Annotated in this window: 27 protein-coding genes; 20 read left to right on the top strand and 7 right to left on the bottom strand. The window is 45.6% G+C overall.

Annotation, left to right across the window (positions count from 1 at the left end; genetic code table 11):
• Positions 1-3 precede the first annotated feature (3 nt).
• The 9 genes from VP98_RS11985 to VP98_RS11950 all read left to right on the top strand — a co-directional run bounded on the left by VP98_RS11985 (position 4) and on the right by VP98_RS11950 (position 8,401).
• Positions 4-1,362, top strand: a complete 1,359-nt coding sequence (locus VP98_RS11985; RefSeq protein ID WP_046175631.1) for a bifunctional metallophosphatase/5'-nucleotidase — start codon at positions 4-6, stop codon at positions 1,360-1,362.
• Positions 1,363-1,402: 40 nt separating this feature from the next.
• Positions 1,403-2,134: a sporulation protein YunB gene (gene yunB / locus VP98_RS11980; protein WP_052712226.1), complete on the top strand. Its 732-nt coding sequence runs from the start codon at positions 1,403-1,405 to the stop codon at positions 2,132-2,134.
• 117 nt (positions 2,135-2,251) lie between these two features.
• The gene (locus VP98_RS11975; protein WP_046175630.1) at positions 2,252-3,829 is read left to right on the top strand and encodes a Na+/H+ antiporter NhaC family protein; all 1,578 of its coding nucleotides are present in this window, start codon (positions 2,252-2,254) and stop codon (positions 3,827-3,829) included.
• Between the two features lie 172 nt (positions 3,830-4,001).
• On the top strand, positions 4,002-5,495 hold the full coding sequence (locus VP98_RS11970; RefSeq protein ID WP_046175629.1) for a sodium-dependent transporter: 1,494 nt from the start codon (positions 4,002-4,004) through the stop codon (positions 5,493-5,495).
• Entirely contained in the window at positions 5,492-5,605 is a 114-nt protein-coding gene (locus VP98_RS18935) for a methionine/alanine import family NSS transporter small subunit (RefSeq protein ID WP_156151384.1), read from the top strand. Before VP98_RS11970 ends, VP98_RS18935 begins: the two co-directional genes overlap by 4 nt.
• 109 nt (positions 5,606-5,714) lie before the next feature.
• Positions 5,715-6,626 (top strand): helix-turn-helix transcriptional regulator, encoded by a 912-nt coding sequence (locus VP98_RS11965; RefSeq protein WP_052712225.1) that lies wholly within the window; start codon positions 5,715-5,717, stop codon positions 6,624-6,626.
• 63 nt (positions 6,627-6,689) lie between these two features.
• Positions 6,690-7,076 carry a GyrI-like domain-containing protein gene (locus tag VP98_RS11960; RefSeq protein ID WP_046175628.1) on the top strand — a complete coding sequence of 129 codons (387 nt, stop codon included), beginning with the start codon at positions 6,690-6,692 and terminating at the stop codon, positions 7,074-7,076.
• 111 nt (positions 7,077-7,187) lie between these two features.
• Complete coding sequence (gene lipA, locus VP98_RS11955) at positions 7,188-8,102, top strand: lipoyl synthase (RefSeq protein WP_046175627.1); 915 nt, start codon at positions 7,188-7,190, stop codon at positions 8,100-8,102.
• Positions 8,099-8,401, top strand: coding sequence for a YutD family protein (locus VP98_RS11950; RefSeq protein ID WP_046175626.1), 303 nt, complete (start codon positions 8,099-8,101; stop codon positions 8,399-8,401). The genes lipA and VP98_RS11950 overlap by 4 nt, the downstream gene beginning before the upstream one ends.
• Before the next feature lie 323 nt (positions 8,402-8,724).
• Here the strand turns inward: VP98_RS11950 and VP98_RS11940 are convergent, their stop codons facing one another.
• A complete protein-coding gene (locus tag VP98_RS11940; protein ID WP_046175624.1) occupies positions 8,725-8,991 on the bottom strand; it encodes a DUF3055 domain-containing protein in 267 nt (88 codons plus the stop codon).
• A 73-nt stretch (positions 8,992-9,064) separates the two neighbouring features.
• Here VP98_RS11940 and VP98_RS11935 point away from each other — a divergent pair, with 73 nt between their 5' ends.
• The 3 genes from VP98_RS11935 (at position 9,065) to VP98_RS11925 (ending at position 11,877) form a co-directional block, all read left to right on the top strand.
• Positions 9,065-9,520, top strand: coding sequence for a DUF86 domain-containing protein (locus tag VP98_RS11935; RefSeq protein WP_046175623.1), 456 nt, complete (start codon positions 9,065-9,067; stop codon positions 9,518-9,520).
• A complete protein-coding gene (locus VP98_RS11930; protein ID WP_046175622.1) occupies positions 9,517-10,284 on the top strand; it encodes a TIGR01457 family HAD-type hydrolase in 768 nt (255 codons plus the stop codon). The genes VP98_RS11935 and VP98_RS11930 overlap by 4 nt, the downstream gene beginning before the upstream one ends.
• Positions 10,285-10,371: 87 nt before the next feature.
• Entirely contained in the window at positions 10,372-11,877 is a 1,506-nt protein-coding gene (locus tag VP98_RS11925) for an FAD-dependent oxidoreductase (protein WP_046175621.1), read from the top strand.
• Positions 11,878-12,056: 179 nt separating this feature from the next.
• Here the strand turns inward: VP98_RS11925 and VP98_RS11920 are convergent, their stop codons facing one another.
• The gene (locus tag VP98_RS11920; protein WP_046175620.1) at positions 12,057-12,563 is read right to left on the bottom strand and encodes a phosphatidylglycerophosphatase A family protein; all 507 of its coding nucleotides are present in this window, start codon (positions 12,561-12,563) and stop codon (positions 12,057-12,059) included.
• A 122-nt stretch (positions 12,564-12,685) separates the two neighbouring features.
• On the opposite strand from VP98_RS11920, the gene VP98_RS11915 reads away from it, so the two are divergent.
• The gene (locus tag VP98_RS11915; RefSeq protein WP_046175619.1) at positions 12,686-13,666 is read left to right on the top strand and encodes a 2-hydroxyacid dehydrogenase; all 981 of its coding nucleotides are present in this window, start codon (positions 12,686-12,688) and stop codon (positions 13,664-13,666) included.
• Between the two features lie 46 nt (positions 13,667-13,712).
• Here the strand turns inward: VP98_RS11915 and VP98_RS11910 are convergent, their stop codons facing one another.
• Entirely contained in the window at positions 13,713-13,955 is a 243-nt protein-coding gene (locus VP98_RS11910; RefSeq protein WP_046175618.1) for a NifU family protein, read from the bottom strand.
• Positions 13,956-14,162: 207 nt separating this feature from the next.
• Between VP98_RS11910 and VP98_RS11905 the strand changes: the two genes are divergently transcribed.
• Positions 14,163-15,560, top strand: coding sequence for an NAD-dependent succinate-semialdehyde dehydrogenase (locus VP98_RS11905; protein ID WP_046175680.1), 1,398 nt, complete (start codon positions 14,163-14,165; stop codon positions 15,558-15,560).
• A 153-nt stretch (positions 15,561-15,713) separates the two neighbouring features.
• Here the strand turns inward: VP98_RS11905 and VP98_RS11900 are convergent, their stop codons facing one another.
• Entirely contained in the window at positions 15,714-16,781 is a 1,068-nt protein-coding gene (locus VP98_RS11900; protein WP_046175617.1) for an NAD(P)/FAD-dependent oxidoreductase, read from the bottom strand.
• Between the two features lie 160 nt (positions 16,782-16,941).
• Here VP98_RS11900 and VP98_RS11895 point away from each other — a divergent pair, with 160 nt between their 5' ends.
• On the top strand, positions 16,942-17,178 hold the full coding sequence (locus tag VP98_RS11895; protein ID WP_046175616.1) for a YuzB family protein: 237 nt from the start codon (positions 16,942-16,944) through the stop codon (positions 17,176-17,178).
• 38 nt (positions 17,179-17,216) lie between these two features.
• On the opposite strand, the gene VP98_RS11890 is transcribed toward VP98_RS11895, so the two are convergent.
• Positions 17,217-17,915, bottom strand: coding sequence for a DUF2225 domain-containing protein (locus VP98_RS11890; RefSeq protein WP_046175615.1), 699 nt, complete (start codon positions 17,913-17,915; stop codon positions 17,217-17,219).
• A gap of 163 nt (positions 17,916-18,078) precedes the next feature.
• Here VP98_RS11890 and VP98_RS11885 point away from each other — a divergent pair, with 163 nt between their 5' ends.
• Together VP98_RS11885 and VP98_RS11880 are read left to right on the top strand one after the other, a co-directional pair.
• Complete coding sequence (locus tag VP98_RS11885) at positions 18,079-18,447, top strand: HesB/IscA family protein (protein ID WP_082087923.1); 369 nt, start codon at positions 18,079-18,081, stop codon at positions 18,445-18,447.
• A gap of 417 nt (positions 18,448-18,864) precedes the next feature.
• Entirely contained in the window at positions 18,865-22,101 is a 3,237-nt protein-coding gene (locus tag VP98_RS11880) for a DUF6359 domain-containing protein (RefSeq protein ID WP_046175614.1), read from the top strand.
• A gap of 55 nt (positions 22,102-22,156) precedes the next feature.
• On the opposite strand, the gene VP98_RS11875 is transcribed toward VP98_RS11880, so the two are convergent.
• Entirely contained in the window at positions 22,157-22,798 is a 642-nt protein-coding gene (locus VP98_RS11875) for an SDR family oxidoreductase (protein WP_046175613.1), read from the bottom strand.
• A gap of 44 nt (positions 22,799-22,842) precedes the next feature.
• On the bottom strand, positions 22,843-23,796 hold the full coding sequence (locus tag VP98_RS11870) for an NAD(P)/FAD-dependent oxidoreductase (RefSeq protein WP_156151383.1): 954 nt from the start codon (positions 23,794-23,796) through the stop codon (positions 22,843-22,845).
• A gap of 283 nt (positions 23,797-24,079) precedes the next feature.
• On the opposite strand from VP98_RS11870, the gene VP98_RS11865 reads away from it, so the two are divergent.
• The 3 genes from VP98_RS11865 (at position 24,080) to VP98_RS11855 (ending at position 26,599) form a co-directional block, all read left to right on the top strand.
• Positions 24,080-25,297, top strand: coding sequence for an NAD(P)/FAD-dependent oxidoreductase (locus VP98_RS11865; RefSeq protein ID WP_046175678.1), 1,218 nt, complete (start codon positions 24,080-24,082; stop codon positions 25,295-25,297).
• A gap of 261 nt (positions 25,298-25,558) precedes the next feature.
• Complete coding sequence (locus tag VP98_RS11860; RefSeq protein WP_046175611.1) at positions 25,559-26,038, top strand: NUDIX domain-containing protein; 480 nt, start codon at positions 25,559-25,561, stop codon at positions 26,036-26,038.
• Between the two features lie 243 nt (positions 26,039-26,281).
• Positions 26,282-26,599 carry a YuiB family protein gene (locus tag VP98_RS11855; protein ID WP_046175610.1) on the top strand — a complete coding sequence of 106 codons (318 nt, stop codon included), beginning with the start codon at positions 26,282-26,284 and terminating at the stop codon, positions 26,597-26,599.
• The last annotated feature ends 74 nt before the right edge of the window (positions 26,600-26,673 follow it).

Here is a 26,673-nt window from a genome sequence, read left to right as displayed (position 1 = left end):
AACATGAAAAAAACGATACATATTTATCACACAAATGATTTGCACAGCCATTTTGAAAATTGGCCGAGAATTGCCCGGTTTTTGGAAGAACGCCGTGCGTTACATGAACAGGCGGGCGAGTATTCGTTTGCTTTTGACATTGGGGACCATGTGGACCGTGCTCATCCGCTTACCGAAGGCACACTCGGCACTTTTAATATTGAACTGCTGAACAAATCGCGGTTCGATGCAGCAGCGATCGGGAATAATGAAGGAATTACACTGCCGAGAGAAGCGTTAAATAATTTATACGAGCAGGCTGCTTTTCCGGTTGTATGTGCAAATTTATTCGAAAAAAATGGGGAAACCCGTCCCGACTGGCTTGTGCCGCATGCTTTTTTTCAAGCTGGCGGCATCACCATTGCAGTTACATCGGCAACAGCCCAGTATACGGCATTTTATGAGCTGCTGGACTGGTGTGTAACCCTGCCGATTGATGAGCTGAAAAAACAAATTGCCATGCTGAGAAAACGGGCAGACATTGTGATTGTTTTGTCACACCTTGGCATGTACGATGATGAAAAGTTAGCTGAAGAAACAGAAGCAGACGTGATTCTCGGCGGGCATACCCACCATGTGTTTCATGAAGGGAAGATGGTAAACGGAACGCTTCTTGCAGCGGCCGGAAAATATGGATATTTTGCCGGACACGTAGAAATTGAAGTGGATTCAGAAAGCGGCCAAATCACGGCCAAGCGTGCTTATGCGGCAGAAACAAACCGGGAGCTGAAACCGCCTTCTGATGAGCGGGAGCAGCAGGCCGCCTTTGAGGAATGGGGGAAAAAAGCGCTGTCTGTTCCGGCAGTCCATCTTGACAGGGAGCTTTCCGGTGACTGGTTTCAACCGTCTATTTTGCCGCAGCTGCTTGCAGAAGCGCTGACCGAATGGTGCCACGCAGACTGCTCGTTTTTAAACGCGGGAGTTGTGCTGGGAAGCCTGCCGGCGGGAGAGATAACAAAGTATGATCTTCATAAACTGCTGCCGCATCCAATAAACCCCTGCTTGATTGAACTGACCGGTGCGGAGCTCGCAGAAGTGCTGCGCCAGACCTGCGATGAAAAGTGGCCGCACCTGCAAATAAAAGGGCTTGGCTTTCGCGGCAGTGTCATGGGGAGGTTTATATATGACCGGATTGAAATCAGGGAGCCGTATTTTTTGATTAACGGGCAGCCAATTGAAATGAAAAAAACGTACAAAGTTGCAACACTGGATATGTTTACGTATGGCCATTATTTTGTGGAGCTTCATAGAGCACCGTCGAAGCGGTACTTTATGCCGGAGTTTTTACGCGACATTATGGAATGGAAGCTTTTGCAACTATAAGCCTTCTTTCCCGCATACAATGCGGAAAGGAGGTTTTTTCATGCGCAGGCGCAGAAAATGGAGAAATGGTTCTGCTTTTTCCGCACGCCGCCGTTTTATGACTGCGGTATTCCTCTTTTTGGCGGGAGTCCTTTTTGTTCTATGGTTTATTAACCGGAATATTCAGCCGGTGCTTTTGAACTTTGCCGATGCCCAGACAAACAAAATCGCTTCTATGGTTTTGCAAAAAGCAATCAGCGAGGAAATTACCAAAAATCTTCAAATAAAAGATATTATGATTACCGAAGAAGGAGAAGGAGGAGCCACCGTTTTTAATGCAGAAGTAATCAATAAAGTGCTTGCGGAAGTAACGGATCTTGCCGAGGAAAATTTAAATGAAGCAGAAGCAGGGAACTTAAAGGAACTGGAAGGATTCACAGGCGTAGATATTGACGAAGAGGCGACAGAGCAGGCAGAAGGAATTGCTTATACTATCCCGCTCGGACAAATTACCAATAACGTTATTCTGGGGAATTTGGGACCGCGGGTGCCCATTCGTTTTCACGCGATCGGGGATGTATCTTCCAATGTTGAAACAAAGGTGGAGCCGTTCGGAATAAACTCCGCTTATGTAGAAGTATTTGTTGAACTTGAAGTACAGGTGCAGGTCATTGTACCATTTGCCACTGATACAACCGTTGTGAAGCAGACTCTTCCAGTAGCGATGGGGCTCGTACATGGAAAGGTGCCAAACTACTACAATCCGGATTCCATCGGTGTGCCGGCAAAATAAAAAAGAGAGTAGCAAATATTCGGGTTTTTTGATACGATGATATCGAATGGAGCACATGGGCAATGAACATGGTTTGTCATTGCTTTTTTTGTGCAATTAAATGGAGGAGAGACAATTTTGGAAAACACAATTTTTTCACTGTTGCCGCCTGTCCTGGCGATCGTAATGGTGATTTTAACGCGCCGTGTGCTGTTATCTTTAGGCGTGGGTATAATAGCGGCCGCATTTTTGCTGGCCGATTTCAGCATCTTAAAAACAGCCTCAATTATATGGGATGCTTTATCCGGCAATGTTTACTTTATAGAAGACGGTGCACTTAAATGGAGCATGTGGAATTTATACATTATTTTCTTCCTGCTTATTCTTGGCATTATTACGGCATTCATTACCATTTCAGGGGGCAGCCGCGCGTTTGGCGAGTGGGCTGTGACCCGGGTAAAGTCGCGTACAGGCGCGCAGATTATGGCTGCCCTGCTTGGCATCCTGATTTTTATTGATGATTACTTTAACGCGCTCGCCGTTGGACAGGTATCCCGTCCGATCACAGACCGCCACCGTATTTCCCGTGCGAAGCTTGCGTATATTATTGACTCCACATCAGCCCCTGTTTGCGTGGTCGCTCCAGTGTCAAGCTGGGGAGCTTATATTATCGGGCTGATCGGTACCATCCTGACTGCTCACCAGGTAACAGACACCACGGCATTTTCAGCGTTTATTCAAATGATTCCGATGAATTACTACGTATGGGCCGCTCTGGGAATGGTGTTTTTAATTGCTTTCTTAAACCGTGATTTCGGTGCAATGAAAAAGCACGAAGATCATGCGATTCAAACAGGGGAAGTAGTCTTTTCCGGCCGCGAAATCCCTGGAGAACTGAAAGAAGATTTGCCGGTCAGCGACCGCGGAACCATAGGCGGGCTTGTCTGGCCGATAGTCGTACTTATTATTGGAACCGTAGCAGCCATGCTTTTCACAGGTTATAAGGCAGCGGGTGCCGGAGCGGATATTATGGCGATTTTTGAAAATACGGATGTTGCCAAATCCTTATTCTGGGGCGGGTTAATAGGTTTTGCCGCTTCGGTTGTCGTCTTCGCACGCCAGGCATCTGTTTTTCCTGAAGGAGCCGGCTCCGTATTTGGAAAAGGCCTTATTGAAGGTGTAAAGTCAATGCTTCCGGCTGTTTATATTTTGTTTTTTGCATGGACAATTGTTACACTGATTGGCGACCTTGGCACAGGCACGTATTTAGCCGGCCTGGTGGAGCAGTCCAATATGAATATTGGCTTCCTGCCAGCCATCCTGTTTATCGTAGCGGGGATTATGGCTTTTTCAACCGGCACAAGCTGGGGCTCCTTTGGAATTCTGCTCCCGATTGCCGGAGAAATTGCCGCTGCAACGGATATCTCGCTTCTGCTGCCGGCGCTTGCTTCTGTTCTGGCCGGTGCTGTTTTTGGAGATCACTGCTCACCGATTTCCGATACAACGATTCTTTCGTCGACCGGGGCGGGAAGCAATCACATCGATCACGTATTGACCCAAATTCCGTATGCACTTGTTTCCGCTGTAATTGCGACAGCCGGCTATCTTGTGCTTGGCTTTACCGGCAGCACGTGGGCAGGGCTGATTGTCACGATTCTTCTTTTGCTGGCGGCGGCACTTCTTTTAAAACGTCAAAAAACAAGCCTGTCTGTTTAATCAGACGGGCTTGTCCCATTTTTTATACAATCTTGCATATATTATTCTTATAAAATAATAAAAAAAGATATTTACGAATTTTTCAAAGAATATTATAATGAAGATGGTCTTCAGAAATTATCTGAAAATACAAAACTTTGGCACATCGTGCATTTAAGGAGGTCCATTATATATGGAACAAAATCGTCCACAGTGGGGAACCCGCGCCGGCTTTATTATGGCAGCGGTTGGTTCAGCCATTGGGTTAGGGAATATTTGGAGGTTTCCGGCGGTTGCTTATGAAAACGGCGGAGGAGCATTTTTCCTTCCATATCTATTCGCATTGCTGACAGCGGGTATTCCCATTCTTATCATGGAATTTACAATGGGACATAAATACCGTGGTTCCGCGCCATTGACTATGGCACGGATGAATAGAAAAGGAGAATGGCTCGGCTGGTGGCAGCTGGCAATTTCTTTTGTTATTGCCACATATTATTCCGTTATTATTGCATGGGCAATCTCGTATTCTTTCTTCTCATTTAAATTAACATGGGGTGACACTCCGCAGGAATTCCTGCTTGGTGATTATCTGCAAGTAATTGATGCCGGCCAATTTGGCGGATTTGCAAACGGCGTTTTACTGCCGCTTTTAATCGTCTGGATTGTGGCTCTCGGCATTTTAGTATCAGGAGTTAAAAAAGGAATTGAAGCAGCAACAAAAATCATGCTTCCTGTTCTTGTTGTTTTATTTTTAATTGTTGTTATTCGGGCGTTGACTTTGCCTGGCGCAATGGATGGGCTGAATGCTTTCTTCCAGCCGGACTGGTCTAAAATCGCTGATGGAAAAGTATGGGTGGCCGCGTACGGACAGATTTTCTTCAGTTTGTCTATTGGTTTTGCCATTATGATCACGTATTCTAGTTATCTTCCAAAAAAATCGGATATTACCAATAACGCATTTATCACGGCATTTTCGAATTCATCTTTTGAATTATTAGCTGGTTTTGGTGTATTTGCGGCACTTGGGTTTATGGCCCAGCAGCAGGGTGTTCCCGTTCAAGAAGTAGTATCAAGCGGCGTTATTCTTGCCTTCGCTGTTTTCCCGCAAATTATTAATGAGTTTCCGGTTGCCAATGGATTTTTCGGATTTCTGTTTTTCGCATCCCTAACACTAGCGGGATTAACATCGCTTATCTCGATTGTTGAAACATTTGTTGCGGGCCTTCAGGAAAAATTCAATGTTTCCCGTACAGCCTCTGTTTTGATTGGCGGCGGACTGGCGGCAGTTATTTCCCTTGTTTTCGCGACAAAAGGCGGACTAAACTTCCTTGATTCAGCGGATTACTTTATTAATCAATTCGGTGTTGCCTTTGCTGGTCTTGTAGAAGTCATTCTCGTTGCTTGGGTCTTTAAAGAATTAAATGCTTTAAAAAGCCACGCGGATGAAGTATCGGATATTAAACTCGGCGCCTGGTGGAAAATCTGTATCAGCGTTATTACGCCAATCGTGCTTGGTTACATGATGTTTGATAACATTCGTCAGAACCTGGCTGAGCCATACGGCGGTTATCCTCAAGAATTCATTAACATGTACGGCTGGCCGGTTGCGATTGGAGCACTCATTATCGGGTTCGTGTTTATGTACATTAAGCCATTCAGCAAAAACAAAGGAGGCTTATCATGACCGGAAGTGCTGTTACAATGATGATTGTCGGTGTTGTTATCATCTGGGGAGGGCTTGGCGCAAGCATTGCACATGCCGTTAAAAAATCAAAAGAAGCAAAAAAAGCATAATGATAAAAGCCGGGTTTGCCAGTAGGCAGCCCGGTTCTTTTGTACCAGCAGAACGATTTGCTGAAGTTCAATAGGCACTACCGGTGGGGAAAAGGAGGATAAGCAGGACTTGAAAACCGAAAGAATGCTTTCTATACTTATTTATTTGTTAAAAAGGAATATTGTGCCGGCAGAAGAATTAGCAGAGGTATTTGAAGTCAGTACAAGAACGATATACCGGGATATGGATGCATTGTCCTCTATTGGGATTCCGGTCATTTCCTATCTGGGGAAGAACGGCGGCTTTGGATTAATTGACACGTACCGCCTTGACAAGTTTACCTTTAGTGATGAAGAAAAAACCTTTTTATTAGAGGGCTTAGCCCTGCAAAACGAGTTGTTTGACCGGGACCAGCTGGCTGTTCTGCAAAGGAAATTAGAGCTGCTGAAAGGAAATCAGGAGGAGCATCATTCGGCTGTGACTGTTTTCTCCTCTACGCTGCACCGTGAAGCGATCGAAAAAGAAACAAAAGAGAAAGTAAATAAAATTCTTTCTGTCATAACGGAAGAAGCAAGAATGCGGATTTATTACGTGTCACAAGCAGGCAGCCCCTCCTCTCGGATCGTGCAGCCTTTTAAATTAAATTTTCTGAATGGCAGCTGGTATGTGGAAGCTTTTTGTGAATGGCGGGAAGCGGTCCGGTCCTTTAAGCTGACCAGGATAAGGAAAATTGAAATCATCCGTGGTCCATTTGAAGCAGTGTATGTAAAAAAGCAAACGTACCCGGCGGAACAGCCGGCTGAAAAAGAAGAAATCGCGCTCGTATTTTCAAAAAGCGAGCTTGGGAAGCTGTATGATTTTTTTACAGACGACGAAATCAAAGTGCTCGAAGACGAAAGGGTCAAAGTTGTTTTTCAGCACCGCCGTGACAGCAACTTGCTGCCGTTTCTTTTAATGTTCGGCAGGCATGTGAGCATTCTGTATCCTGCATGGCTAGAGAAGAAATATAAAGAAGAAATTGGATTTATTTATAAAAGCTGACAGGCTGTTGTCATCATTTGAATGGTATATTTTCTTTCGTAATCAAAAGGAGGAAATACGGATATGAAAACAGCGGTAACGGAGAAACACATTTATGGGAAAAAAATTCGAACAAACAATCAGAATCCTGGTGCAATCAGCCGGCTGTGGGAAGAATTTCTTCAGCTGAAAGCAAAAGGGACTGTCTACGGAGTGTACAGCAATTACGCCAGTGACTTTACAGGGGATTATGATCTGCATATTGGCATTGAAGAAACTATTCCAGGAGAAAGCCGTCTCGTTATTCCAGCTGGCAGTTATCATGTTGTAGAGGTGGACCATAGGGACCCAAACGGTGTGTTTCACGCATGGACGGATATATGGAACAGCGACATAAAGAGAGCCTATCAAACAGACTTTGAATGCTATGGTGAGGATGGAACCATCCGCATCTTTTTATCTGTTGAATAGTCAAGCAGAAGGGCCGATTAAGTTCCTTCCGAAAAAAACTCTCCTTTTGCGGCTCTATGATAATTATGATAAAGTAGCGGTATATAGGAAGTTTTGATTGGAGATGGAAAAATGAGCACGAAAGAAGAATATTTGCGTAAGCCGGAATGGTTAAAAATAAAGCTGAATACCAATGAGAATTACACAGGATTAAAAAAAATGATGCGCGAAAAGCAGCTTCATACGGTTTGTGAAGAAGCGAAATGCCCGAATATTCATGAATGCTGGGCAGTCCGCCGTACGGCTACCTTTATGATTCTTGGCAGCGTCTGCACACGTGCCTGCCGCTTCTGCGCGGTTAAAACAGGACTTCCGACGGAGCTTGATCTTCAGGAGCCGGAACGCGTAGCAGATTCCGTTGTGCAAATGAATTTAAAGCATGTTGTCGTAACAGCTGTTGCACGCGACGATTTGAAAGATGGCGGTGCTTATGTGTTTGCGGAAACGGTCCGGGCCATCCGCCGCAAAAACCCGTTCACGTCTATCGAAGTGCTTCCATCCGATATGGGCGGCATTGAGGAAAACTTAAAAATGCTGATGGATGCCAAGCCGGACATTTTAAATCACAATATTGAAACCGTACGCCGCTTAACGCCGAGAGTCCGTGCACGCGCAAAATATGACCGGTCGCTTGAATTTTTGCGCCGGGCAAAAGAAATGCAGCCGGAAATCCCGACAAAATCGAGCCTGATGATCGGTCTTGGGGAAACAAAAGAAGAAATTATTGAGGTAATGGATGACCTTCGTGCCAACAATGTGGACATTATGACGATCGGCCAATATTTGCAGCCATCGAAAAAACATTTAAAAGTACAAAAATATTATCATCCGGACGAGTTTGCCGAGCTTCGTGAAATTGCCATGTCCAAAGGGTTCAGCCATTGTGAAGCAGGCCCGATGGTTCGCTCTTCCTACCATGCGGACGAGCAGGTAAATGCTGCTGCAAAAGCAAAGCATGAGCAGGGCGAGGCGCAGGCAGCCAAATGATCATCATGGGGAACGACTGCTATGAACTGATGGAGGAGCGGACAGAGGGCTTCAATGAAGAAGCGTTTCGGGCCCGCTACAGTGATATTTTAGCAAAGTACGATTACATCGTCGGCGACTGGGGATATGGACAGCTTCGATTAAAAGGCTTTTTCGATGATGGAAATAAAAAGTCGTCTTATGACAACAAATTTTCTACTGTGCGTGATTACCTGCTTGAATACTGCAATTTTGGCTGCGGCTATTTTGTATTAAAAAAGCTTCCCATAAATACAGCACCACAAAAACCGGCTGAGTAAGCCGGTTTTTATCATAGGATTGAAAAAGTGAGTCGTCAGTCAAGAAGACATTCCGTTTTTGAGCTGAAACCGTCTTCTTTTTATAAGCTGGAAATGAGCTGTGTTCTTCTGAAAGCAGTGCCAGAGGCTGCAGTCTGCCGGCTTCGCTTTCCTGCAGGGCGAACGCTGAACAGCCATCGCTTCGCATTGCCTGTTTCAGCTCGTCCGCTTCCGCTCGTCCTGCGGGAGTCTTCGCCGCCAGCCCTCCGCCCGTTCCGTTTCAAGAAAAAACAAATTCTGTTGTTTTTCAACACTGCTTTGTTTAAAACAAAGCAGTGTTTTCATTAAATCACTTCATATAAAAATTCTTTAAGCTCTGCGGCTTCTTTTTCGCTCATATTAAAGGCGTATTCAATGTAACCGGGTTCGTCTAAATCGTCGCGCCCGATAATCGCATATGTATTGCCCTGCAGGTTTATAACGATTTGTTTTCCGTAATAGCGGTCTGTCTGCATTAAAGCAAAATCATACCGTGCATGCTCGCCGGCAAAGCTGACAAACCTCGTGATTGTATGATCCTTTTCATCATATAGAAAAAAACGTTCGCTCATGTATTGTCCTCCGCTGTCCATTTTCAACCATTGTATCACATGATACAATAAGAGCGGAAAGGAAGGATGTCCTGTGTACTTTATTGACCGTAAAAAGATGGAAGCAACACTCCGTTTCATGGAGCAGCAGCTGGACCTTTTTCACTCGCAGCCTGCCTGGGGCACAGCTATTGAAAAAGCGGCACTTGAACGGATTGCCCACACAGTAGTGGAATCCATTATTGATGTTGGCAATGCAATGATCGACGGCTTTATTATGCGCGATCCGGGAAGTTATGAGGATATCATCGATATTATGGATGACGAAAAAGTCATTTTGCCCGAACAATCGGCTCCTTTAAAAGATGTAATCCGCCTGCGGAAAATGCTGGTGCGCGATTATGTATCCATTTCACATGATGAACTAACAGCGGTCCTGGTAGCCAATAAAAAAGAGGTGGCGGACTTTCCAGATCGTGTCCGCACGTATTTGGAAAACGAACTTGGACCGGTTTCAGCATTTTTACCAGAAGAAGGAGAAGGAAAATGACACGGTATAAAGGTTATTTAATTGACTTAGACGGCACGATGTATGCCGGTACGCAAGTAATTCCGGGAGCGGCTGAATTTATTGACCGGCTGAATGCAGCAGGTCTTCCCTATTTATTTGTCACAAACAATTCATCCCGGACGCCCGAGCAGGTGGCCGATAAGCTTGTGAAAATGGGAATCCATACAACACCGGAAAATGTATTTACGACATCACGCGCGACTGCCCAGTTTATTCGTGAAGAAAAGCCGGGGGCATCTATTTATGTGATTGGAGAAGACGGTATTTTAAATGCGCTCACAGAATATGGGATGGAAGTGGTCACACATGAGCATCCGGATTATGTGGTGACCGGAATCGACCGCGGCATTACATACGAAAAGCTTGCGGGCGCCTGCCTGGCTGTGCGGAACGGCGCCCGTTTTATCTCGACAAACGGTGACATTGCCATCCCGTCAGAACGGGGTCTCCTGCCGGGGAATGGCTCCCTTACGTCTGTTGTATCTGTTTCAACGGAAACGCAGCCGCTCTTTATCGGCAAACCGGAGCCGATTATTATGGAACAGGCGCTTGAAGTGCTGGGAACGTCGAAAGAAGAAACAGTGATGATTGGGGACTACTACGATACAGATATCCGGGCGGGGATAAACATTGGGATCGATACGCTGCTTGTGTTCACAGGCGTAACCCGGCCGGAATTTTTGGAGCGGTATGAAATCCAGCCGACACATACAAGAAACAATTTAAACGAGTGGGAGCTTTAAGAAACAGCACATTGCTGTTTCTTTTTTTGGGTAAAAATGGCCGGACCCGGGTATATAAAAGTTATGACTACTTATAGGGAGGCCATTATGCGAATTCCAAATGAATCAATATCCTACTGGAAAGATCATGAAGCACCACTTGCGTTTCCGCCCCTGCAAGAAAACATAACAGCAGACGCTGTTATTGTCGGCGGAGGGATTACCGGAATTTTAACCGCCTGGAAACTGTCGAAAGAAGGAAAGCAGGTTGCCCTTATTGAGGCAGGCCGTTTAACGGATGGGACAACCGGTTTTACAACGGCCAAGGTGACCGCCCAGCACAGCTTAATTTATGACAAGCTCATTCGGACTTTTGGGGAAGAAAAAGCGAGGCTTTATTATGAAGCCAATGAAGAAGCGATTGCCTTTTTAAAACAAACGGTGGATGAACTGAACATTGAATGTGATTTTACTCCGCAGGATGCTTATGTGTATATTACGACCGGTGAAATGAGACCGATGCTTGAAAAAGAGCTTAAGGCGTATGAAAAGCTCGGCATCAACGGCGGCCTGGCCGGAGATGCCGCTCAAATGAATTTGCCGTTTCAGGTAGAGGAAGCACTGGTGATGCGAAACCAGGCGCAATTCCACCCGGTGAAATTTTTAGAGGCGCTTGTGCAGGATATGGCAGGCCGCGTGCAGATTTTTGAAGGAACGAGAGCAGAAGCGGTTGATGGGAATGCTGTGAAAACAACAGACGGATATAAATTGATCGGCGAACATATTGTGGTTGCTTCGCATTTTCCATTTAACGATTTTGATGGGGCTTACTTCGCCAAACTTCACCCTGAACGATCCTATGCAATTGGCGTTAAAAGCGAACATCCGCTGAAAGCAGGTATGTATATAAGTGAGGATAAGCCTTCCCGGTCTGTCCGCTATGCAACAATGGAAAACGGCGAACAGCTTCTTATTATTGGCGGTGAAAATCATCCGGCCGGCAACAGCAAGCAGGAAACAATCCGCCATTTTGAGGAGCTGGCTGAATTTGCGGAACAATATTTCGGTGCGAAAGAAATTCGTTACCGGTGGTCGGCGCAGGATTTGATCACCCTTGACCGTGTCCCGTATATCGGGCGAAATCATGACAATTTATATGTAGCAACCGGCTATGCGAAATGGGGCATGACGGGCGGAACCGTTGCTGCGAATCTGATTACCGATTTGATTGTAAAAGGAGACAGCCGGTATAAAGAGCTGTATGATCCAAAGCGGGAGAAGATGAAACCGGCAGATATAAAAACATTTGTGGCCCAAAACGCAAAAGTCGCCAAAGATCTGGTCAGCGGAAAATTAAAAAGACCGTCGATTACTGTAGATGCTTTGCTGCCCGGAGAAGGCGGCGTTGTAGAGGTTGATGGAAAGAAAACAGGGGCTTATAAAGATGAAACAGGGCACTGCCACCTGGTTGATATTACCTGCACGCATATGGGCTGCGAAACAACCTGGAATGACGCGGAACGGTCGTGGGACTGCCCATGCCACGGCTCAAGATTTTCGTATGATGGAAAAGTGCTTGAAGGCCCGGCCATTAAGCCGCTTGAGAAGCGATAACAAAACAGGCTGCATCAAGCTTATTGGTGAATCAGCCCCGGCCAGAGAAAAAACTGTCCATTTGGGGCGGTATTTCGAAATTTAGGGCGGTTTTCTGTACGTTAGGGGCGGCCGACCCTGGCATTGGATATACCGCCCTAAATAAAAAACAGGCTGCCTTTACAAAGCAGCCTGTTTTGTTATTCTGTATGCGCGGCGCGGTGGGCAAGACGGCTTGCAGCCGCTGCGGCAATAGCGCCGACAATATCATCTAAAAAAGTATGGACCTGGCCGGTGGATTTGTCATTTAAGAACTGCAGAATACCCGGCTTTTGTTTATCGATATAGCCGTAGCTTGTAAGCCCGATTGTTCCGTAAACGTTTATAATCGCTGTTGCAATGGTTTCATCGAGCCCATAAAGCCCTTCATCTGTTTGAATAATGGACAGCAGCGGTTCTTCAAGCTGTTTTTTTTCCGCCAGCATATCGAGCTGGATACCGGTTAAAACCGCATTTTGCACTTCCCGCTTGCGAAGCACTGCTTCAACATGCTCCATGGCATCCTCAAGCTTTAAATCGGGATGATAGGGCTTTTGCAGATAAACAACAAGTTCGGCAATGTCCTCTACTTTTACGCCGCGCTCACCGATCCAGCGGCGCGCTGTTTTTTCAGACATACTCATGACAGGTTTTTCTTCAATGGTCATCGTCAACACACCTTTTTTATCAGTATATGTATTTCCACTTTTCTCATACCCTTTTTCATTGTGACATACTCATGTCGAAAATGATACAATAAGACGGAATAATCTGAAACGGGGTGCACTGTGTGAAGCCATTTGTGTATATAACAAGAAAAGTACCGGACGCTATTGTGTCAAGGCTTTCTGCGTCTTATCAGGTTGAAGCCTGGACTGAAGAAGATAAAGCGGTTCCAAGAGAAATACTGCTTGAGAAAGCTGCTGTGGCCGATGCGCTGTTAACGGTTATTTCTGATGTAATTGATAACGAATTGCTTTCACGAGCCGGCCGGCTGAAGGTCGTGGCCAATATGGCTGTCGGGTTTGATAATATTGATCTCGAGGCTGCCAGCCGCCATGGAGTGGCCATTTGCAATACACCCGATGTTTTAACCGATACAACAGCAGACCTGGCTTTTGCCCTTCTTTTAGCCACGGCCCGCCGCATGACAGAAGCATCTGAATTCGTAAAAGAGGGGAAATGGACAAGCTGGGCGCCTATGATGCTTGTTGGAACAGATGTGCATCATAAAAAAATCGGCATTGTTGGAATGGGCAAAATCGGAACAGCTGTAGCAAAACGGGCAGCGGGCTTTGATATGGAAATTCTTTATCACAACCGAAAGCGGCATGAAGTGGCGGAAGAAATGCTTGGAGCCCAATACCGAAGCTTTGATGCGCTGCTGCAGGAATCAGATTTCGTGATCTGCCTGGCTCCTTTAAATGACGATACACGTGGAATGTTTCAGCGGAAGCACTTTCAAAAAATGAAAAAAGAAGCGATTTTTATTAACGCAAGCCGCGGACCGATCATTAACGAGCAGGCGCTGATTGACGCGCTTGAAGCCGGTGATATTGCGGCGGCGGGTCTTGATGTGTTCGATAAAGAGCCTATTGGGGCGGATCATCCATTTTTAACAATGAAAAATGTAGTGGCACTTCCGCATATCGGCAGTGCATCCAGAGAAACAAGGCTGGCCATGATGGAAACGTGCTGTGATAATATTGAGGCCGTATTCGATCAGCGACCGCCTAAAACGCTCGTCAATAAAGACGTTCTGCAGTTTTAAATATGAAAAAAGAGCCGATCCTGTCAGCAGGATCAGCTCTTTTTCATTAAAATACCTGTTCCACTTCAACAACGCCAGGAACTTCTTCGAGCAATGCGCGCTCAATTCCTGCTTTTAGTGTAATCGTCGAACTAGGGCAGCTGCCGCACGCGCCGAGCAGGCGAAGTTTTACAATCCCGTCTTCAACATCAACGAGTTCACAGTCGCCGCCGTCACGAAGCAGGAATGGGCGTAATTTATCAAGTACTTCCTGGACGTCACTGAACATTTCTTGTTCTTGTGTTTGCATGAATCATCGGCTCCTTTCGATTCCATACATATATTATAATGATTTTAAATTGAAAATGCAATTTCTCCTGTTACGAAAGGCAAAATCAAGCGTATTATTCTCAGCACAAGAACGAGAAATGAAAAGAATTGTGTTTAAAAACAAAAGCGGAGGCAATAAAATACTGAGTGGATTAAAAAGGAGAGGATTTCTTTGAAAGAATGGAAAATGTACATAAACGGCCAGTGGGTTGCAGGAGATGAAAAAATAACCATTGTAAATCCGGCAACTGATGAAGCATTCGCTACTGTCCCAAAAGGCGGCGCAAATGAAGCAAAGCAAGCTGTAGACGCTGCTTATGAAGCGTTTAAAACATGGGCAAAAAAAACAGCAGGCGAGCGGTCCGGACTCCTGATGAAATGGCATTCCCTTATTGAAGAAAACAAAGAAGAAATAGGGCGCATTATGACGGAAGAACAGGGCAAGCCGCTTCAGGAAGCAATTGGTGAAGTCAACTATGCAAACAGCTTTATTTCCTGGTATGCAGAAGAGGGCAAGCGAATTTACGGTGAAACCATCCCTGCCTCCGATCCGAAAAAACGTTTGTTTGTCTCGCGCCAGCCGGTCGGCGTTGTGGCGGCCATTACACCCTGGAATTTTCCAGCGGCGATGATTACACGAAAAGTCGGCCCAGCCCTCGCATCGGGCTGTACAGCTGTTGTAAAACCAGCTTCATCTACACCGCTTACTGCTTTGAAGCTCGTTGAACTCGCGCATGAAGCGGGAATTCCAAAAGGCGTTTTAAATATAGTCACGGGAGATTCAAAAGCTGTGGCAGGCGCCTGGATGGACGACAGCCGTGTACGGAAGCTGACATTTACCGGTTCAACGGAAATTGGCAAAGTGCTTATGAAGCAGGCAGCCGATACAATGAAAAAAGTATCGCTTGAGCTTGGCGGGCATGCACCGTTTATTGTGACGGAGAATGCCGACATTCAAAAAGCCGCAAAAGGACTGATCGGATCGAAATTCCGCAATGCCGGTCAGACCTGTGTTTGTGCAAACCGTGTTTATGTGCATGAATCTCTTCAAAAAGAATTTACGGAAGCCTTCAAAGCGGAAGTAGCTCAGCTGCGTGTCGGCAACGGACTGGAAGAAGGAGTAAACATCGGGCCGCTTGTTGATGCGGATGCAGTTGAAAAAGTAAAGAGCCAGCTTGAAGACGCCAAAAAGAAAGGCGCTGTCATCGAGATGGGCGGAGAGGCAAGCGGGAATTTTATTACGCCTGCCGTCTTAACAAATGTTACGGATGATATGGACTGCATGGTAGAAGAGACGTTTGGCCCTCTGGCGCCAATTGCCGTCTACAAAACAGTAGATGAAGTGATCGAGCGGGCAAACAATACGCCATTCGGCCTTGCTGCTTATGTTTTTTCCAATGATATTACAGAAGCGATTGAAATCAGTGAAGGGCTTGAATATGGAATTGTCGGTTTAAACGACGGCCTGCCGTCTGTAGCCCAGGCGCCATTTGGCGGCTTTAAAGAAAGCGGGCTCGGCCGTGAAGGCGGGCACCATGGCATGGAGGAATTTCTGGAAGTGAAATATATTTCGCTCGGTCTTTAAACACAATAAGCAGAGGAAAAAGCAGAAATGTTCAGATACAGAACATTTCTGCTTTTTAGTATGGCGCCATTGCTGTAATGGCCGGCATTTATTCGTTTAGGGCGATACCGCCTTAAGAGACACTATTTCTTGTCTGGAGTAGGATAGGTCTGTTTATCCATTATGGTATTTGTACATCCAGAGGACGCCTGATTTTAAAAAGCGGGCAACCCGTCCAGTAATGGCACGGTCGGCTACAAAGCCGAAGCCCTGCTTTTTGCCGAGTGAGCCGAGAACGCCTTTTAGCTTCATTTCCGGCATTGTTTCCGGCAGCGGCTCATTTCTCCAGCGTTTTTGAAGAACTTCTACAATCTGCTCTGCCTGTTCCTCTGCAAGCTGTGCACTTGGCGCGTGAGGCAGGCTTGCGCAGTCTCCCACTACATATACATGTTCGTTGCCCGGCAGGTTATGATGCGGAGTCAGTACAACTCGATCGGAACGGTCTTTTTCAACCTTCATTTCACGAACAACCTGGCTCGGCTGAATTCCTGCCGTCCATACAACCGCGTCCATTTCATAAACGTCTTCATGGTTATAAATCCGGTCCGGTTCAACACGGGTAATATTTGCGTCACTCACTACTTTGACTCCATGATCGGTGAACCATTTTTCAATATACCGGCTCAAGCGCTGAGGGAAGTCCTTTAAGATACGCGGCCCGCGGTCAAACAGCTTGATATCAAGATCAGGACGGCTCTCGCGAAGTTCGCTTGCCAGCTCAATACCCGAAAGGCCGGCGCCTACAATGCCGACTTTTGAACCAGCAGGCATATTGTTCAGTTTTTCGTAGGTAGCCCGGGATTTTTGGATAGATTGGATGCTGTATGTATATTCAGCAGCACCCGGAACCCCATGGTACTTATCTTCACAGCCAAGCCCGATGACAAGATCGTCATAGGCGAGCGCGCCGCCTGCTTTCAGTTCTATTTCTTTTTGTTCCAAATTAATGGAGGTAATTTCGTCATAAACAATGTTTAACTTTTCATGCTCGGGAAAGGAAACACGAACTTCATGATCGGAAGCGGTTCCAGCTGCCAGAGCGTAATATTCTGTTTTCAAGCAGTGATAAGGGACTTTATCCACTAGTGTGATTTGTACATCATCCGGCAGATGATTGGGCAGCAGCCTTAGCAGAATGCGCATATTGCCATAGCCGCCTCCAAGCAAAACTAAATGTTTCATATGTATAACTCCTCTGCTTCATATTCTTATGTACGTTAAGCTGTTTATTCATATCCGAGTATAGCGAAAATGCCCTTATTATACAACACGGATCAGGAAAACTTCCCGCTTTTTTCTGTGCTGGATTGGTAGTACAATAAACGGGTGAGGTGAAAAAGAAATGAAGCCGATTATAGAATTTTGTGTCAGTAATTTAGCCAGCGGATCACAATCAGCATTTGAAAAGCTTGAACAGGACCCTAACCTTGATGTTATCGAATACGGCTGCCTCAGCTACTGCACGCGCTGTTCCGATTCGCCGTTTGCTCTTGTAAATGGTGAAGTTGTCAGCGGAGCAACGCCGGAAGAGCTTGTGTCTAATATATATACTTTTATAGACGAAACATGGCTGTTTTAAACCACTAAAACCGGGCGCCCTGCAGGACACCCGGTTTTTTAAACGGATTCTTCTTCTATTCCAGCCCCGTCCCGCAGTTCATGCCAGCGGTCGCGGGCCATTTCAATTATTTGCTTTTCATTTGAATTTCGCTGGCGCTCAATTACTTTTGAAAAATAGGAAACCGCTTTATCGTTTCTTCCCAGTTTACGGTTTAACTCCCCAAGCAAATAAAGTACTTTAATTTCTGACATTTTTTCGGCTACATCTTCCAGCGAGAATGCTTCCTCATATTCACGAACCGCGATGGATAAAAAACGCTTTTCTTCTTTTTTGCGGCCCAGGTCTCTGTAAATCCATGCCGTCCGCAGAGCAAGCCCGGCCAGTGTTAAATGTTTTTCTTTTTTTAACACACCTGAATAAAGAGCCAGCTTGTAGCTTTTTATGGCCTGCGAAGGCGAACGTTCTCCGCTGAAATCCTGATTAACCCAGTGATCGGAAACAGACGCTTTAAGCACTTCTGCTGTTCCGGGCGCAAAATAAGGGGTAAAATCCTCTGTAAACGAATATCCGCAATGAAAGCAGACATGAACATTGTAAAAAAGGGGATTAACCTGTCCGGCTTCATAAATGGGCTTTAAATCCGTATCCTGTCCGGCTGTTTTGATCGTACTCTTTCGAACTTTTGTCGTATTGAAGGATTGCTGGCAATGAGAGCATTTCATTGTTTTATTGTAAATAAGTGGGACGTTTGACATTGTTTAAACCTCCTTGATTTCATTTAAAGGTCTTTTTGCTTATTTTATTATACAGAAAATCAGGTTAAAAAGAATTATTTTTGCTGAAAATGAAGTGAGCGGTTCAGTTGAGGATTTTTTTAGTTCCACGTATACTAAAAGAAAATGAAAGGAGAGATTTCATTTGTCTGAACAACAAGTTGTGACAATTACGGAAGCTGCGGCTTTTCAAATAAAAGATATGATGAAGCAAAACGAAGAAGAAGAGTCGTTTCTTCGTGTAGCCGTCCATGGCGGAGGCTGCAGCGGGCTGTCATACGGCATGGGCTTTACCCCGGATGCTGAAGAAGGCGATATCCAGCTAAACCAGTATGGCATTCCGATCGTGGTCGCCAAAAATGATGCGCCTATCTTAAAGGGAACCGTTGTGGATTACAAGCAGTCTCTTATGGGAGGCGGCTTTACGATTGACAATCCAAATGCGATTGCTTCATGCGGCTGTGGATCTTCCTTCAGAACAAAAACGAATGAAGGAACGCCGGAAAACTGCTGATGCTTTTCATTAAGTTCAAAAAAAGCTTCTGCTTGTAGATAAATACAAGCAGAAGCTTTTTTGTTAGCCTGATTTTCTTTTTCGAGTAATCCAGAAGGCAGCCAGTGGAACGACAATGAAGAAAGTGACGAAAAAAATCAATACAAACTGCAGCATAAACCAATCTTGATACAGGCTGATTCTCTCCCTTCATGGTTCTTTCCCTTTACTATACACCATAAAAAATCTCCCATTCCCAAAGCGGAGAAGGGACTGAAATGAATTTATACCTATAATATTACAAAGGAAAAATTACCCGTTTTTTATATTTATTAAACTTTTTTAAATTATATGTAAAGTTTTTAGCTTACAATAAAAAATAGATTACAATAAAAATAGTTTTAAAACAGCCAGTATATTTCGGAGAGGAGTTTTTGAATGAGAAAGTTAGGACAGAGTTTATTTGCTCTTGTACTTGTCATTGGCACACTGCTTCCATTTCAAGCGCCGGCAAGCGCAGCTTCTATCACAGTAGCGGATGCGATCGCTAATAATTCAGGGACCGCGGCTGTAGAAGGATATATTGTCGGCTATACACTAGCTAAAAATAGCTATACAGCGGACCCTAATCGGTTTGGAGACTATAATATCGCGATTGCAGACGAAGCGGGGGAAACCGATCCGGCCAAAATTTTGCCGGTGCAGCTGACAGCTTCTTTCCGCGCTGAATTCAGCCTGGCAAATCACCCGGAAAACCTGGGCAAAAAAATTCAAGTAACGGGCTCTTTAGAACCGTACTTCACTGTGCCAGGCCTTAGAAGCCCGACATCTATTACTCTAGCAGATGACAGCACAGAAGAGCCGGAAGAACCAGCGGAGCCTGCGAAAGAATCCATTTCAGCTGTCCGTCAAAAAGCGGAAGGCACCGATGTATCAACGTCCGGTACGGTGACGGCTGTTTTTGGAAACACAGTTTATATCCAGGATGAAACAGCCGGCATAGTTTTATACGGGTCGGGCATAAATGCTGTGCCTGGCGATGTGGTGGATGTAAAAGGAAAAATCGACGATTACAATTCCCTTCTGGAAATTGCTGTTCAGCCGGGCGGCGTAACCGTAACAGGCAAAGACAGCGTGCCGGCGCCGCAGGAAATAAAAGCGTCTGGCTTAAGCGAGTCATATGAAGGAACTCTTGTTAAAATAAACAATGTTTCCGTCTCCGGCTTTTCGGGAGGCAATTACACGGCAGCAGATAAGGAAGGAAACGAATTTCAAATCCGTCCGCAGGATGCTGCACTGCTTGCTGTGGATACAAGCTATGATTCTATCACAGGTGTTTTGGGTTCCTACAATAACGTCTATCAATTAATTCCGCGCAGTGCAGGGGATATCGCAGCCGATTCATCAGCCGTCGGGGCTGTCACAGCAAATCCGGCTGCCGGTGCCGTACAGGCGGGAACAAAGGTAGTGCTTTCATCGCCGACAGAAGGCGCGGCCATACACTATACATTGGATGGCTCTGAACCGACAAAGGAAAGTCCGCTTTTTTCAGAACCGATTGTGATTGAGTCAAATAAAACAATTAAAGCGAAAGCCTTTAAAAACGGCCTGTCGGACAGTGCTGTGTCTCAATTTACGTATGTCATTCAAAAAGATACTGTCCGTATTCATGATATTCAAGGAGCGGGACACACCTCGCCGTATAACAATGCAGCTGTCCAAAATGTAGAAGGTGTTGTAACGCACATCGTGGATGGGAATAACTTTTATATGCAAAGCATTGAAGCAGATAAAGACGAAAACACTTCGGAAGGGATTCTTGTTTATAAAAAAGCACACAGCCTGACGCAGGGCGATCTTGTCAGCGTAAACGGCACAGTAAAAGAATGGGTGCTTGACGGATATGCCGAAAAGCTGCAGACTGACCTTCCTGTGACAGAAATTAATGCTTCTGCCGTAGCGAAAAAAAGCTCGGGCTATCCCCTGCCGGAACCTGTTGTAATCAATGAAAACAGAATGCTTCCGACAGAAGTAATCGACAACGACCAGTTCGGTGCATTTGACCCGGCAGAAGACGGAATTGACTTTTGGGAAAGCGTGGAAGGCATGCGTATCCAGGTAAATAATCCAAAAGTAGTCGCCCCGCAAAATTATGGGGAAGTGGTGGTTGTGCCGGAAAGCGTTGAAACCAATACAGCAGCCGGCGCCCTGCGCATTACAGAAACAGATTACAACCCCGAGCGCATCCATCTTGACTTGGATGATGAAGAGTTTGCAGCCAAAACGGGAGATTCGTTTGCCGGCAATGTAACAGGCGTAGTCAGCTACGGCTACAGCAATTTTAAAGTGCTTGTTGATAATGCGCCGGAGCTTATTGATGGCGGCTTAACAGGTGAAGAAACAACGCTTGCTGCAACGGAAGACGGATTGACAATCGCTTCTTATAATCTGGAAAACTTCTCGGCCGCCTCCGGTCCAGATAAAACAAACCGGCTGGCTGCCGGCATTGTGAACGGAATGAAGTCGCCGGATATTATCGGGGTAACGGAAGTGCAGGATAACGATGGACCGGCTGATTCCGGAACAACCGATGCGGCAGAAAGCGCTGCAGTCCTTATTAAAGCAATTGAAGATCTTGGCGGCCCATCTTATGTTTACACCGATGTGGCTCCAGAAAATAAAATGGACGGAGGACAGCCAGGCGGAAACATCCGCGTAGGCTTCTTATATAATCCTGAGCGCGTTTCATTGGCTGCAGGAACGGCAGGTACTCCAACAGAAGCGGTCGCATACGCAGATGGCCGGCTGACTGTGAACCCTGGCCGGATTGACCCGGAAAACGCTGCTTTTGCAAACAGCCGGAAGCCAGTTGCCGCGCAGTTCACATTTAATGGTGAAAGCGTCATTGTTGTGGCAAATCATTTTAACTCAAAAGGCGGGGACGAGCCGTTATTTGGAAAAAACCAGCCGCCGTATTTGGGAAGTGAAGTGCAGCGCAGGCAAATTGCCGCTGTAGTGAACAATTTTGTGGAAAGCGTAAAAACCGCTGATCCAGATGCCAATATCGTTCTTGTCGGTGATTTTAATGATTTTGAATTTACCGAGTCACTGTCTATTTTAAAGGGAGACGACCTGATTAATATGATTGAAAAAGTGCCGGCAGAAGAACGGTATACGTATTCCTACCAGGGGAACGCACAGGTGCTTGATCATATCCTGGTTACAAATAACATGGCGCCTTCAACGGAAGTAGATATTGTCCATACAAATTCGCAGTTTATGGAAGAGCATGGACGCGCCAGTGACCATGACCCGGTTGTCATTCGAACAGCTTTTAAAGAGGACAGCACCGAAGAAGCTATTGTTTATGTGCCTGCCTTGAAAAAGAAACAATTTATTGTGGCAAAGCCGGGAATTCATTTAGAATTTGATAAAGGAGCGCGCTTTAGTAAAGGCATTGTTGTAAAGCATTCCGCTGTTCTTCAGGGAGAAGGGCTGAAGTATAATACTGTTGTTATCTCCACGCCTCAAAAAGGACAGGTAATTGACCTGCGCGGAGAAGAAGTAAAAGAAGTCCGGATTGACACAAAACAGCCAGTTGAACTTAAGGGTGCTGAAAACGTGAAAAAATGGACGGACTCGAAGGGCAAAAAAGTGAAAAAGCCTGCTGCGTAACCGCAGCAGGCTTTTTTCATGATAAAAGAAAGGTAAGGCAGACTGGTTTTTTTATTTATATTCCGCTTAATGCTTCACTGATCGGCACATGGCCGCCTGTAATCTCAAAAATCCGGCTTTCTGTTTTTTCAGCAAGCAGGCTTTGGACAAGAACTTCGGCAACATCGGCTCTTGAAATAGAATTGGTCCGGTTTTCCACCCGGGCGGCAGCTTCAATTTTGCCAGAGCCAGGCTCGTTGGTAAGAGCTCCGGGCCGGATAATCGTGTAGCTTAAGCCGCTCTTCATTAAATGAAGGTCCGCGTCATGTTTTGCCTGCAGATAGTGCCTTAGAGATTCCGGGCCTGCATCCGGCTGATCGGCTCCCATTGAACTGAGCATGACAAATCGTTCAATGCCATGAGAGACGGCGAGATCGATCGCTTTGACCGCTCCGTCACGATCCACTGCTGTTGTTTTCTCCGGGCCGGTTGAAGAACCGGAGCCGGCCGCAAAAATAACGGCATTTACATCATTCATTGCATAGCTGAAATCCTGTTCTAAATCTGCCAGGACCGGCCTTGCTCCGAGCTTTTCCATTTCCGCCATCTGATCCGTTCTGCGCACCATGGCTTTTACAAGATGCTGAATGTTTTCCGCAAGGCTCCGGACAACGAGCCGTCCTGTTGTACCGGCTGCGCCTATAACAAGTACATGCATAGTTGACCACCCTTTTTCCTTATTCTTTACCCGCAGCAAAGAAATTAAAACAAGGATGTGCTGTGGAGCGGCTGCACTTTTGCATCAGGGTCAATGTAAGACTTGGCGTTATTCACAGCGGTGGGCGCTTCGCCAAATCCTGTCGCAATCAGCTTCACTTTGCCCTCATAAGCAGCTACATCGCCTGCTGCATATACGCCTTCAATGTTGGTTTCCATCCTTGAATTGACGACAATCGAATTTTTTTCAATGGTAAGTCCCCAATTTTTCATTGGACCGAGAGAAGAAATAAACCCGTAATTTACGATAAGGTCATCAATTTCAAGCGTTTCTTTCCGGTCGCCTTTTACTTCCTCCAGATGAAGCGTTTGTCCGTCAAATGAAGCAGGCACGAAAGGCGTCATCACATGAACACGTGATTCATGCAAAAGCTCCACGCTGTGTTCGTGGGCGCGGAACTTATCGCGCCGGTGAATAATTGTTACATCTTTTGCCGTGTTTTCAAGCATCATGGCCCAGTCCACGGCCGAATCGCCGCCGCCAAGCACAGCAACACGCCGTCCGGCAAAGGAGGATAGATCATTAATAAAATAGTGGACATTCGGAAGGGAATCCACACCTTCCATTTCCAGCCGTCGCGGCTGAAAGGCGCCGTTGCCCGCGGTAATGATGACGGCTTTTGTTTCGTGTGTTCCTTTGTCTGTTTGAAGAAGAATCGTTCCATCCGGCTGTTTTTGAAGATTTTCAACGGCTTCTTCAAGACAAAGCTCAACGGGAAAGCGGTTCATTTGCTCGACGAGCCGATCAACAAGCTCCTGGGCACGCACAGCAGGAAAAGCAGCCACGTCATAAATAAATTTTTCCGGGTACAGGGCAGACAGCTGGCCGCCCGGCTGCGGCAGGCTTTCAATAATTTTGACGGAAGCGCCGCGCATCCCGGCATAAAAAGCAGCAAATAACCCGGTTGGCCCTGCTCCAATGATTGTAATATCTGTCATTCCAATTCCCCCTTTTTTTAAACGCATACAAAATGGGCTGCAAACATACATTTATGCTGGCTCCCCTTTATGATTTCCTATTTTACAGAAATTTTCTCATGAAGTCTCATCTGAAATTTCTTGTTGAAATAACTTGAAAAAAGCCGGTAAAACGTCTATGATAAAACTAGTTATGCATATTGTTAACATTTTGTGACAAAGTAAAGATGTTTTTTTGCAACCATACGTGAAGAATCTCACATTCTTTGCGGGAATATATTAATAGAGGTGGATAAAGATGACAGTGAGAAAGCCGAAAATCGTAGTACTGGGCGCTGGTTATGGCGGTCTTGTTACCGTAACACGTCTTCAAAAAGCATTATCTGTAGATGAAGCTAACATTGTGCTGATCAACAAAAATGATTACCATTATGAAACAACCTGGCTTCATGAAGCATCAGCAGGCACAATGCACCACGATCGTGTCCGTTACGATGTGGATGCAGTCATCAACCGCAGCAAAGTAGAATTTATCCGTGCAGAAGTACAGGATATTAAACCAGAAGAAAAGAAAGTTATTTTAAATACAGGTGAAGTGGAGTACGATTACCTGGTTGTTGGGCTTGGCGGAGAATCCGAAACATTTGGTATCGAAGGACTGAAGGAATACGCTTTCACTATTTCTAACGTAAACACTTCACGCCAGCTTCGTGATCATATTGAATTCCAATTTGCTACATATGCAAATGAAGAAGAGAAAAATGATGAACGTTTAACTTTTGTAGTCGGCGGTGCCGGGTTTACAGGAATCGAATTTCTGGGTGAACTGACCAACCGTATCCCTGAGCTTTGCAAAGAATATGATGTTGATTATTCGAAAGTTCGTATCTATTGCGTAGAAGCAGCACCAATGGTTCTTCCAGGCTTCGATCCTGAGCTTGTTAAATATGCTGTTGCCCAGCTTGAGAAAAAAGGTGTTGAGTTTAAAATCGGCACGCCAATTAAAGGTGCGACTGCCGACGGCATCATCGTGGCAAAAGGCGAAGATGAAACAGAAGAAATCAAAGCAGGAACAGTTGTATGGGCAGCAGGTGTCCGCGGAAGCAGTGTAATTGAAAAATCAGGCATTGAAAATATGCGTGCCCGCGTAAAAGTTGATCCGGATCTTCGTGCTCCGGGACATGAAGACATTTTCGTACTTGGTGACTGCTCACTGGTCATTAATGAAGAAATTAACCGTCCATACCCGCCAACAGCGCAGATTGCGATGCAGCAGGGTGAGACAGTAGCGCGCAATCTTGTGAAACTTGTAAAAGGCCAGTCAGACCTTGAAACATTTGTTCCAAACATTAAAGGGACAGTCTGCTCTCTTGGTGATGACGATGCAATCGGTGTTGTATTTGATAAAAAATTAACAGGCACAAAAGCATCATTCATGAAAAAAATGATCGACAACCGTGCTCTTTTCATGATTGGCGGCCCTTCACTTGTCTTGAAAAAAGGGAAATTCAACATTTTATAATATTCATCAGGCTGATCAAAACGTTTATCCGGCAGCCTGGAGCCTCTTTTAAAGAGGCTCTGAGAGTGTAGACAAAGTTAGAAATCAGGCTGATTGAAAACGTTTGGCTTTCCCGGAACGCCGCCGGCTGGGAAGCGGAGTGACCTTTTGGGGGTCATGAGCATTCACAGCCGGCAAGTGACACCGAAAGCAAGCGTTTGTCAACAGCCTGGGAGCCTCTTTTAAAGAGGCTCTTTTTTATTTCCAGAAAGGAAGCGTTTTATGAAAAGAGGAAAAGTATGGCTTGCTGCAGCAGGTGTCGTAACAGATAAAAAAGGGCGCTGGCTGGTCGTGAAAAAATCCTACGGAGGATTAAAGGGACAGTGGTCTTTGCCAGCCGGGTTTGTGGATGCGGGGGAGACAGCGGATGAAGCGGCTGTGCGGGAGGTAAAAGAAGAAACAGGCATTGAAGCAGCTGTTTGCGGTGTAGCCGGAATCCGGTCGGGTGTGATTCAAAATGATATAAGTGATACAATGATTATCTTTCATATGTCACTTACGGAGGAAAAAGAACCGAAAGCAAATGAAGGTGAACTGCTGGATGCCTGCTGGATGCCGCCATCTGAATTGGAAGAAAGCCCGGAAACCTCCGTACTTTTGCGCAGTATGATTCAGCTTTTCAAAGAAGCAGGCCTTTCGTGCCGTGAAATTCCGGATCCAGGAGAGCAGTTTGGCTATACGGCCTACCGCTTTTTTATTTAAGGTTTGCAAAATTATAATAAAATTTGCTATAACTGGCTATACTAGGACGGGAAAGTTTATTTCCTTCCCAAAAGGAAATACTTTTACAAAGCACCGGATATGACTCCCCCTCGTATCCGGTGCTTTTTTCTGCCTGCAGGACGCTGTGGAGCCTTTTAACCCGCTTTTGTCACATTTTCGCTCATTGACCTTTTAAAGCGCATTCAGTACACTTATTAATATACAAATAGGGGGAATCACTTCATGCACATCGCAACTGTACTCGTGTCGGCGCTGCTGTTTTTTGTGCTGTTTTTCGGCATCGGGTTTATTTTAAACATGCTGCTGCGGATGACGTGGATTATGGCATTTATTTATCCGCTTGTTACCATCGCTATTGTGGACAACATCAGCTCGTTTGATTACGTATTCAGCGCAGGAGAATCATTTCGGATTCTGGGTGAACGGATCATAGGCCTGCAGCCAGTGGATATTACTATTTTGTTATGCGGCTTTCTAGGAGCTGTCGGAAGCGGATTTGTCATGCGTCTTTTGCGGGCGAAAGGCTACCAAATGTTTTAAGAGCGAAGTAGTAGGGTATCCGGCTTTTAAAAAATATAAGCAAAAGTGAATAAGATAAAAAGAGCAAAAGCCTA

The sequence above is a fragment of the Domibacillus indicus genome (assembly GCF_000970685.1).
Lineage (GTDB): Bacteria > Bacillota > Bacilli > Bacillales > Domibacillaceae > Domibacillus > Domibacillus indicus.
Note: the sequence above shows the minus strand (reverse complement) of the source record. Positions and strands in the feature narration are given on the sequence as shown.

What these genes read in the sequence shown, in the direction of transcription:
- VP98_RS11860 (WP_046175611.1), top strand. Translation starts at nt 25,559, where the DNA reads ATGAAAAGAGGAAAAGTATGGCTTGCTGCAGCAGGTGTCGTAACAGAT.
- VP98_RS11930 (WP_046175622.1), top strand. Translation starts at nt 9,517, where the DNA reads ATGACACGGTATAAAGGTTATTTAATTGACTTAGACGGCACGATGTAT.
- VP98_RS11950 (WP_046175626.1), top strand. Translation starts at nt 8,099, where the DNA reads ATGATCATCATGGGGAACGACTGCTATGAACTGATGGAGGAGCGGACA.
- VP98_RS11895 (WP_046175616.1), top strand. Translation starts at nt 16,942, where the DNA reads ATGAAGCCGATTATAGAATTTTGTGTCAGTAATTTAGCCAGCGGATCA.
- lipA (WP_046175627.1), top strand. Translation starts at nt 7,188, where the DNA reads ATGAGCACGAAAGAAGAATATTTGCGTAAGCCGGAATGGTTAAAAATA.
- VP98_RS11970 (WP_046175629.1), top strand. Translation starts at nt 4,002, where the DNA reads ATGGAACAAAATCGTCCACAGTGGGGAACCCGCGCCGGCTTTATTATG.
- VP98_RS11900 (WP_046175617.1), bottom strand. Translation starts at nt 16,781, where the DNA reads ATGAAACATTTAGTTTTGCTTGGAGGCGGCTATGGCAATATGCGCATT.
- VP98_RS11910 (WP_046175618.1), bottom strand. Translation starts at nt 13,955, where the DNA reads ATGCAAACACAAGAACAAGAAATGTTCAGTGACGTCCAGGAAGTACTT.
- VP98_RS18935 (WP_156151384.1), top strand. Translation starts at nt 5,492, where the DNA reads ATGACCGGAAGTGCTGTTACAATGATGATTGTCGGTGTTGTTATCATC.
- VP98_RS11920 (WP_046175620.1), bottom strand. Translation starts at nt 12,563, where the DNA reads ATGACCATTGAAGAAAAACCTGTCATGAGTATGTCTGAAAAAACAGCG.
- VP98_RS11940 (WP_046175624.1), bottom strand. Translation starts at nt 8,991, where the DNA reads ATGAGCGAACGTTTTTTTCTATATGATGAAAAGGATCATACAATCACG.
- VP98_RS11960 (WP_046175628.1), top strand. Translation starts at nt 6,690, where the DNA reads ATGAAAACAGCGGTAACGGAGAAACACATTTATGGGAAAAAAATTCGA.
- VP98_RS11855 (WP_046175610.1), top strand. Translation starts at nt 26,282, where the DNA reads ATGCACATCGCAACTGTACTCGTGTCGGCGCTGCTGTTTTTTGTGCTG.
- VP98_RS11890 (WP_046175615.1), bottom strand. Translation starts at nt 17,915, where the DNA reads ATGTCAAACGTCCCACTTATTTACAATAAAACAATGAAATGCTCTCAT.
- VP98_RS11905 (WP_046175680.1), top strand. Translation starts at nt 14,163, where the DNA reads ATGTACATAAACGGCCAGTGGGTTGCAGGAGATGAAAAAATAACCATT.
- VP98_RS11925 (WP_046175621.1), top strand. Translation starts at nt 10,372, where the DNA reads ATGCGAATTCCAAATGAATCAATATCCTACTGGAAAGATCATGAAGCA.
- VP98_RS11870 (WP_156151383.1), bottom strand. Translation starts at nt 23,796, where the DNA reads ATGACAGATATTACAATCATTGGAGCAGGGCCAACCGGGTTATTTGCT.
- VP98_RS11985 (WP_046175631.1), top strand. Translation starts at nt 4, where the DNA reads ATGAAAAAAACGATACATATTTATCACACAAATGATTTGCACAGCCAT.
- VP98_RS11875 (WP_046175613.1), bottom strand. Translation starts at nt 22,798, where the DNA reads ATGCATGTACTTGTTATAGGCGCAGCCGGTACAACAGGACGGCTCGTT.
- VP98_RS11880 (WP_046175614.1), top strand. Translation starts at nt 18,865, where the DNA reads ATGAGAAAGTTAGGACAGAGTTTATTTGCTCTTGTACTTGTCATTGGC.
- yunB (WP_052712226.1), top strand. Translation starts at nt 1,403, where the DNA reads ATGCGCAGGCGCAGAAAATGGAGAAATGGTTCTGCTTTTTCCGCACGC.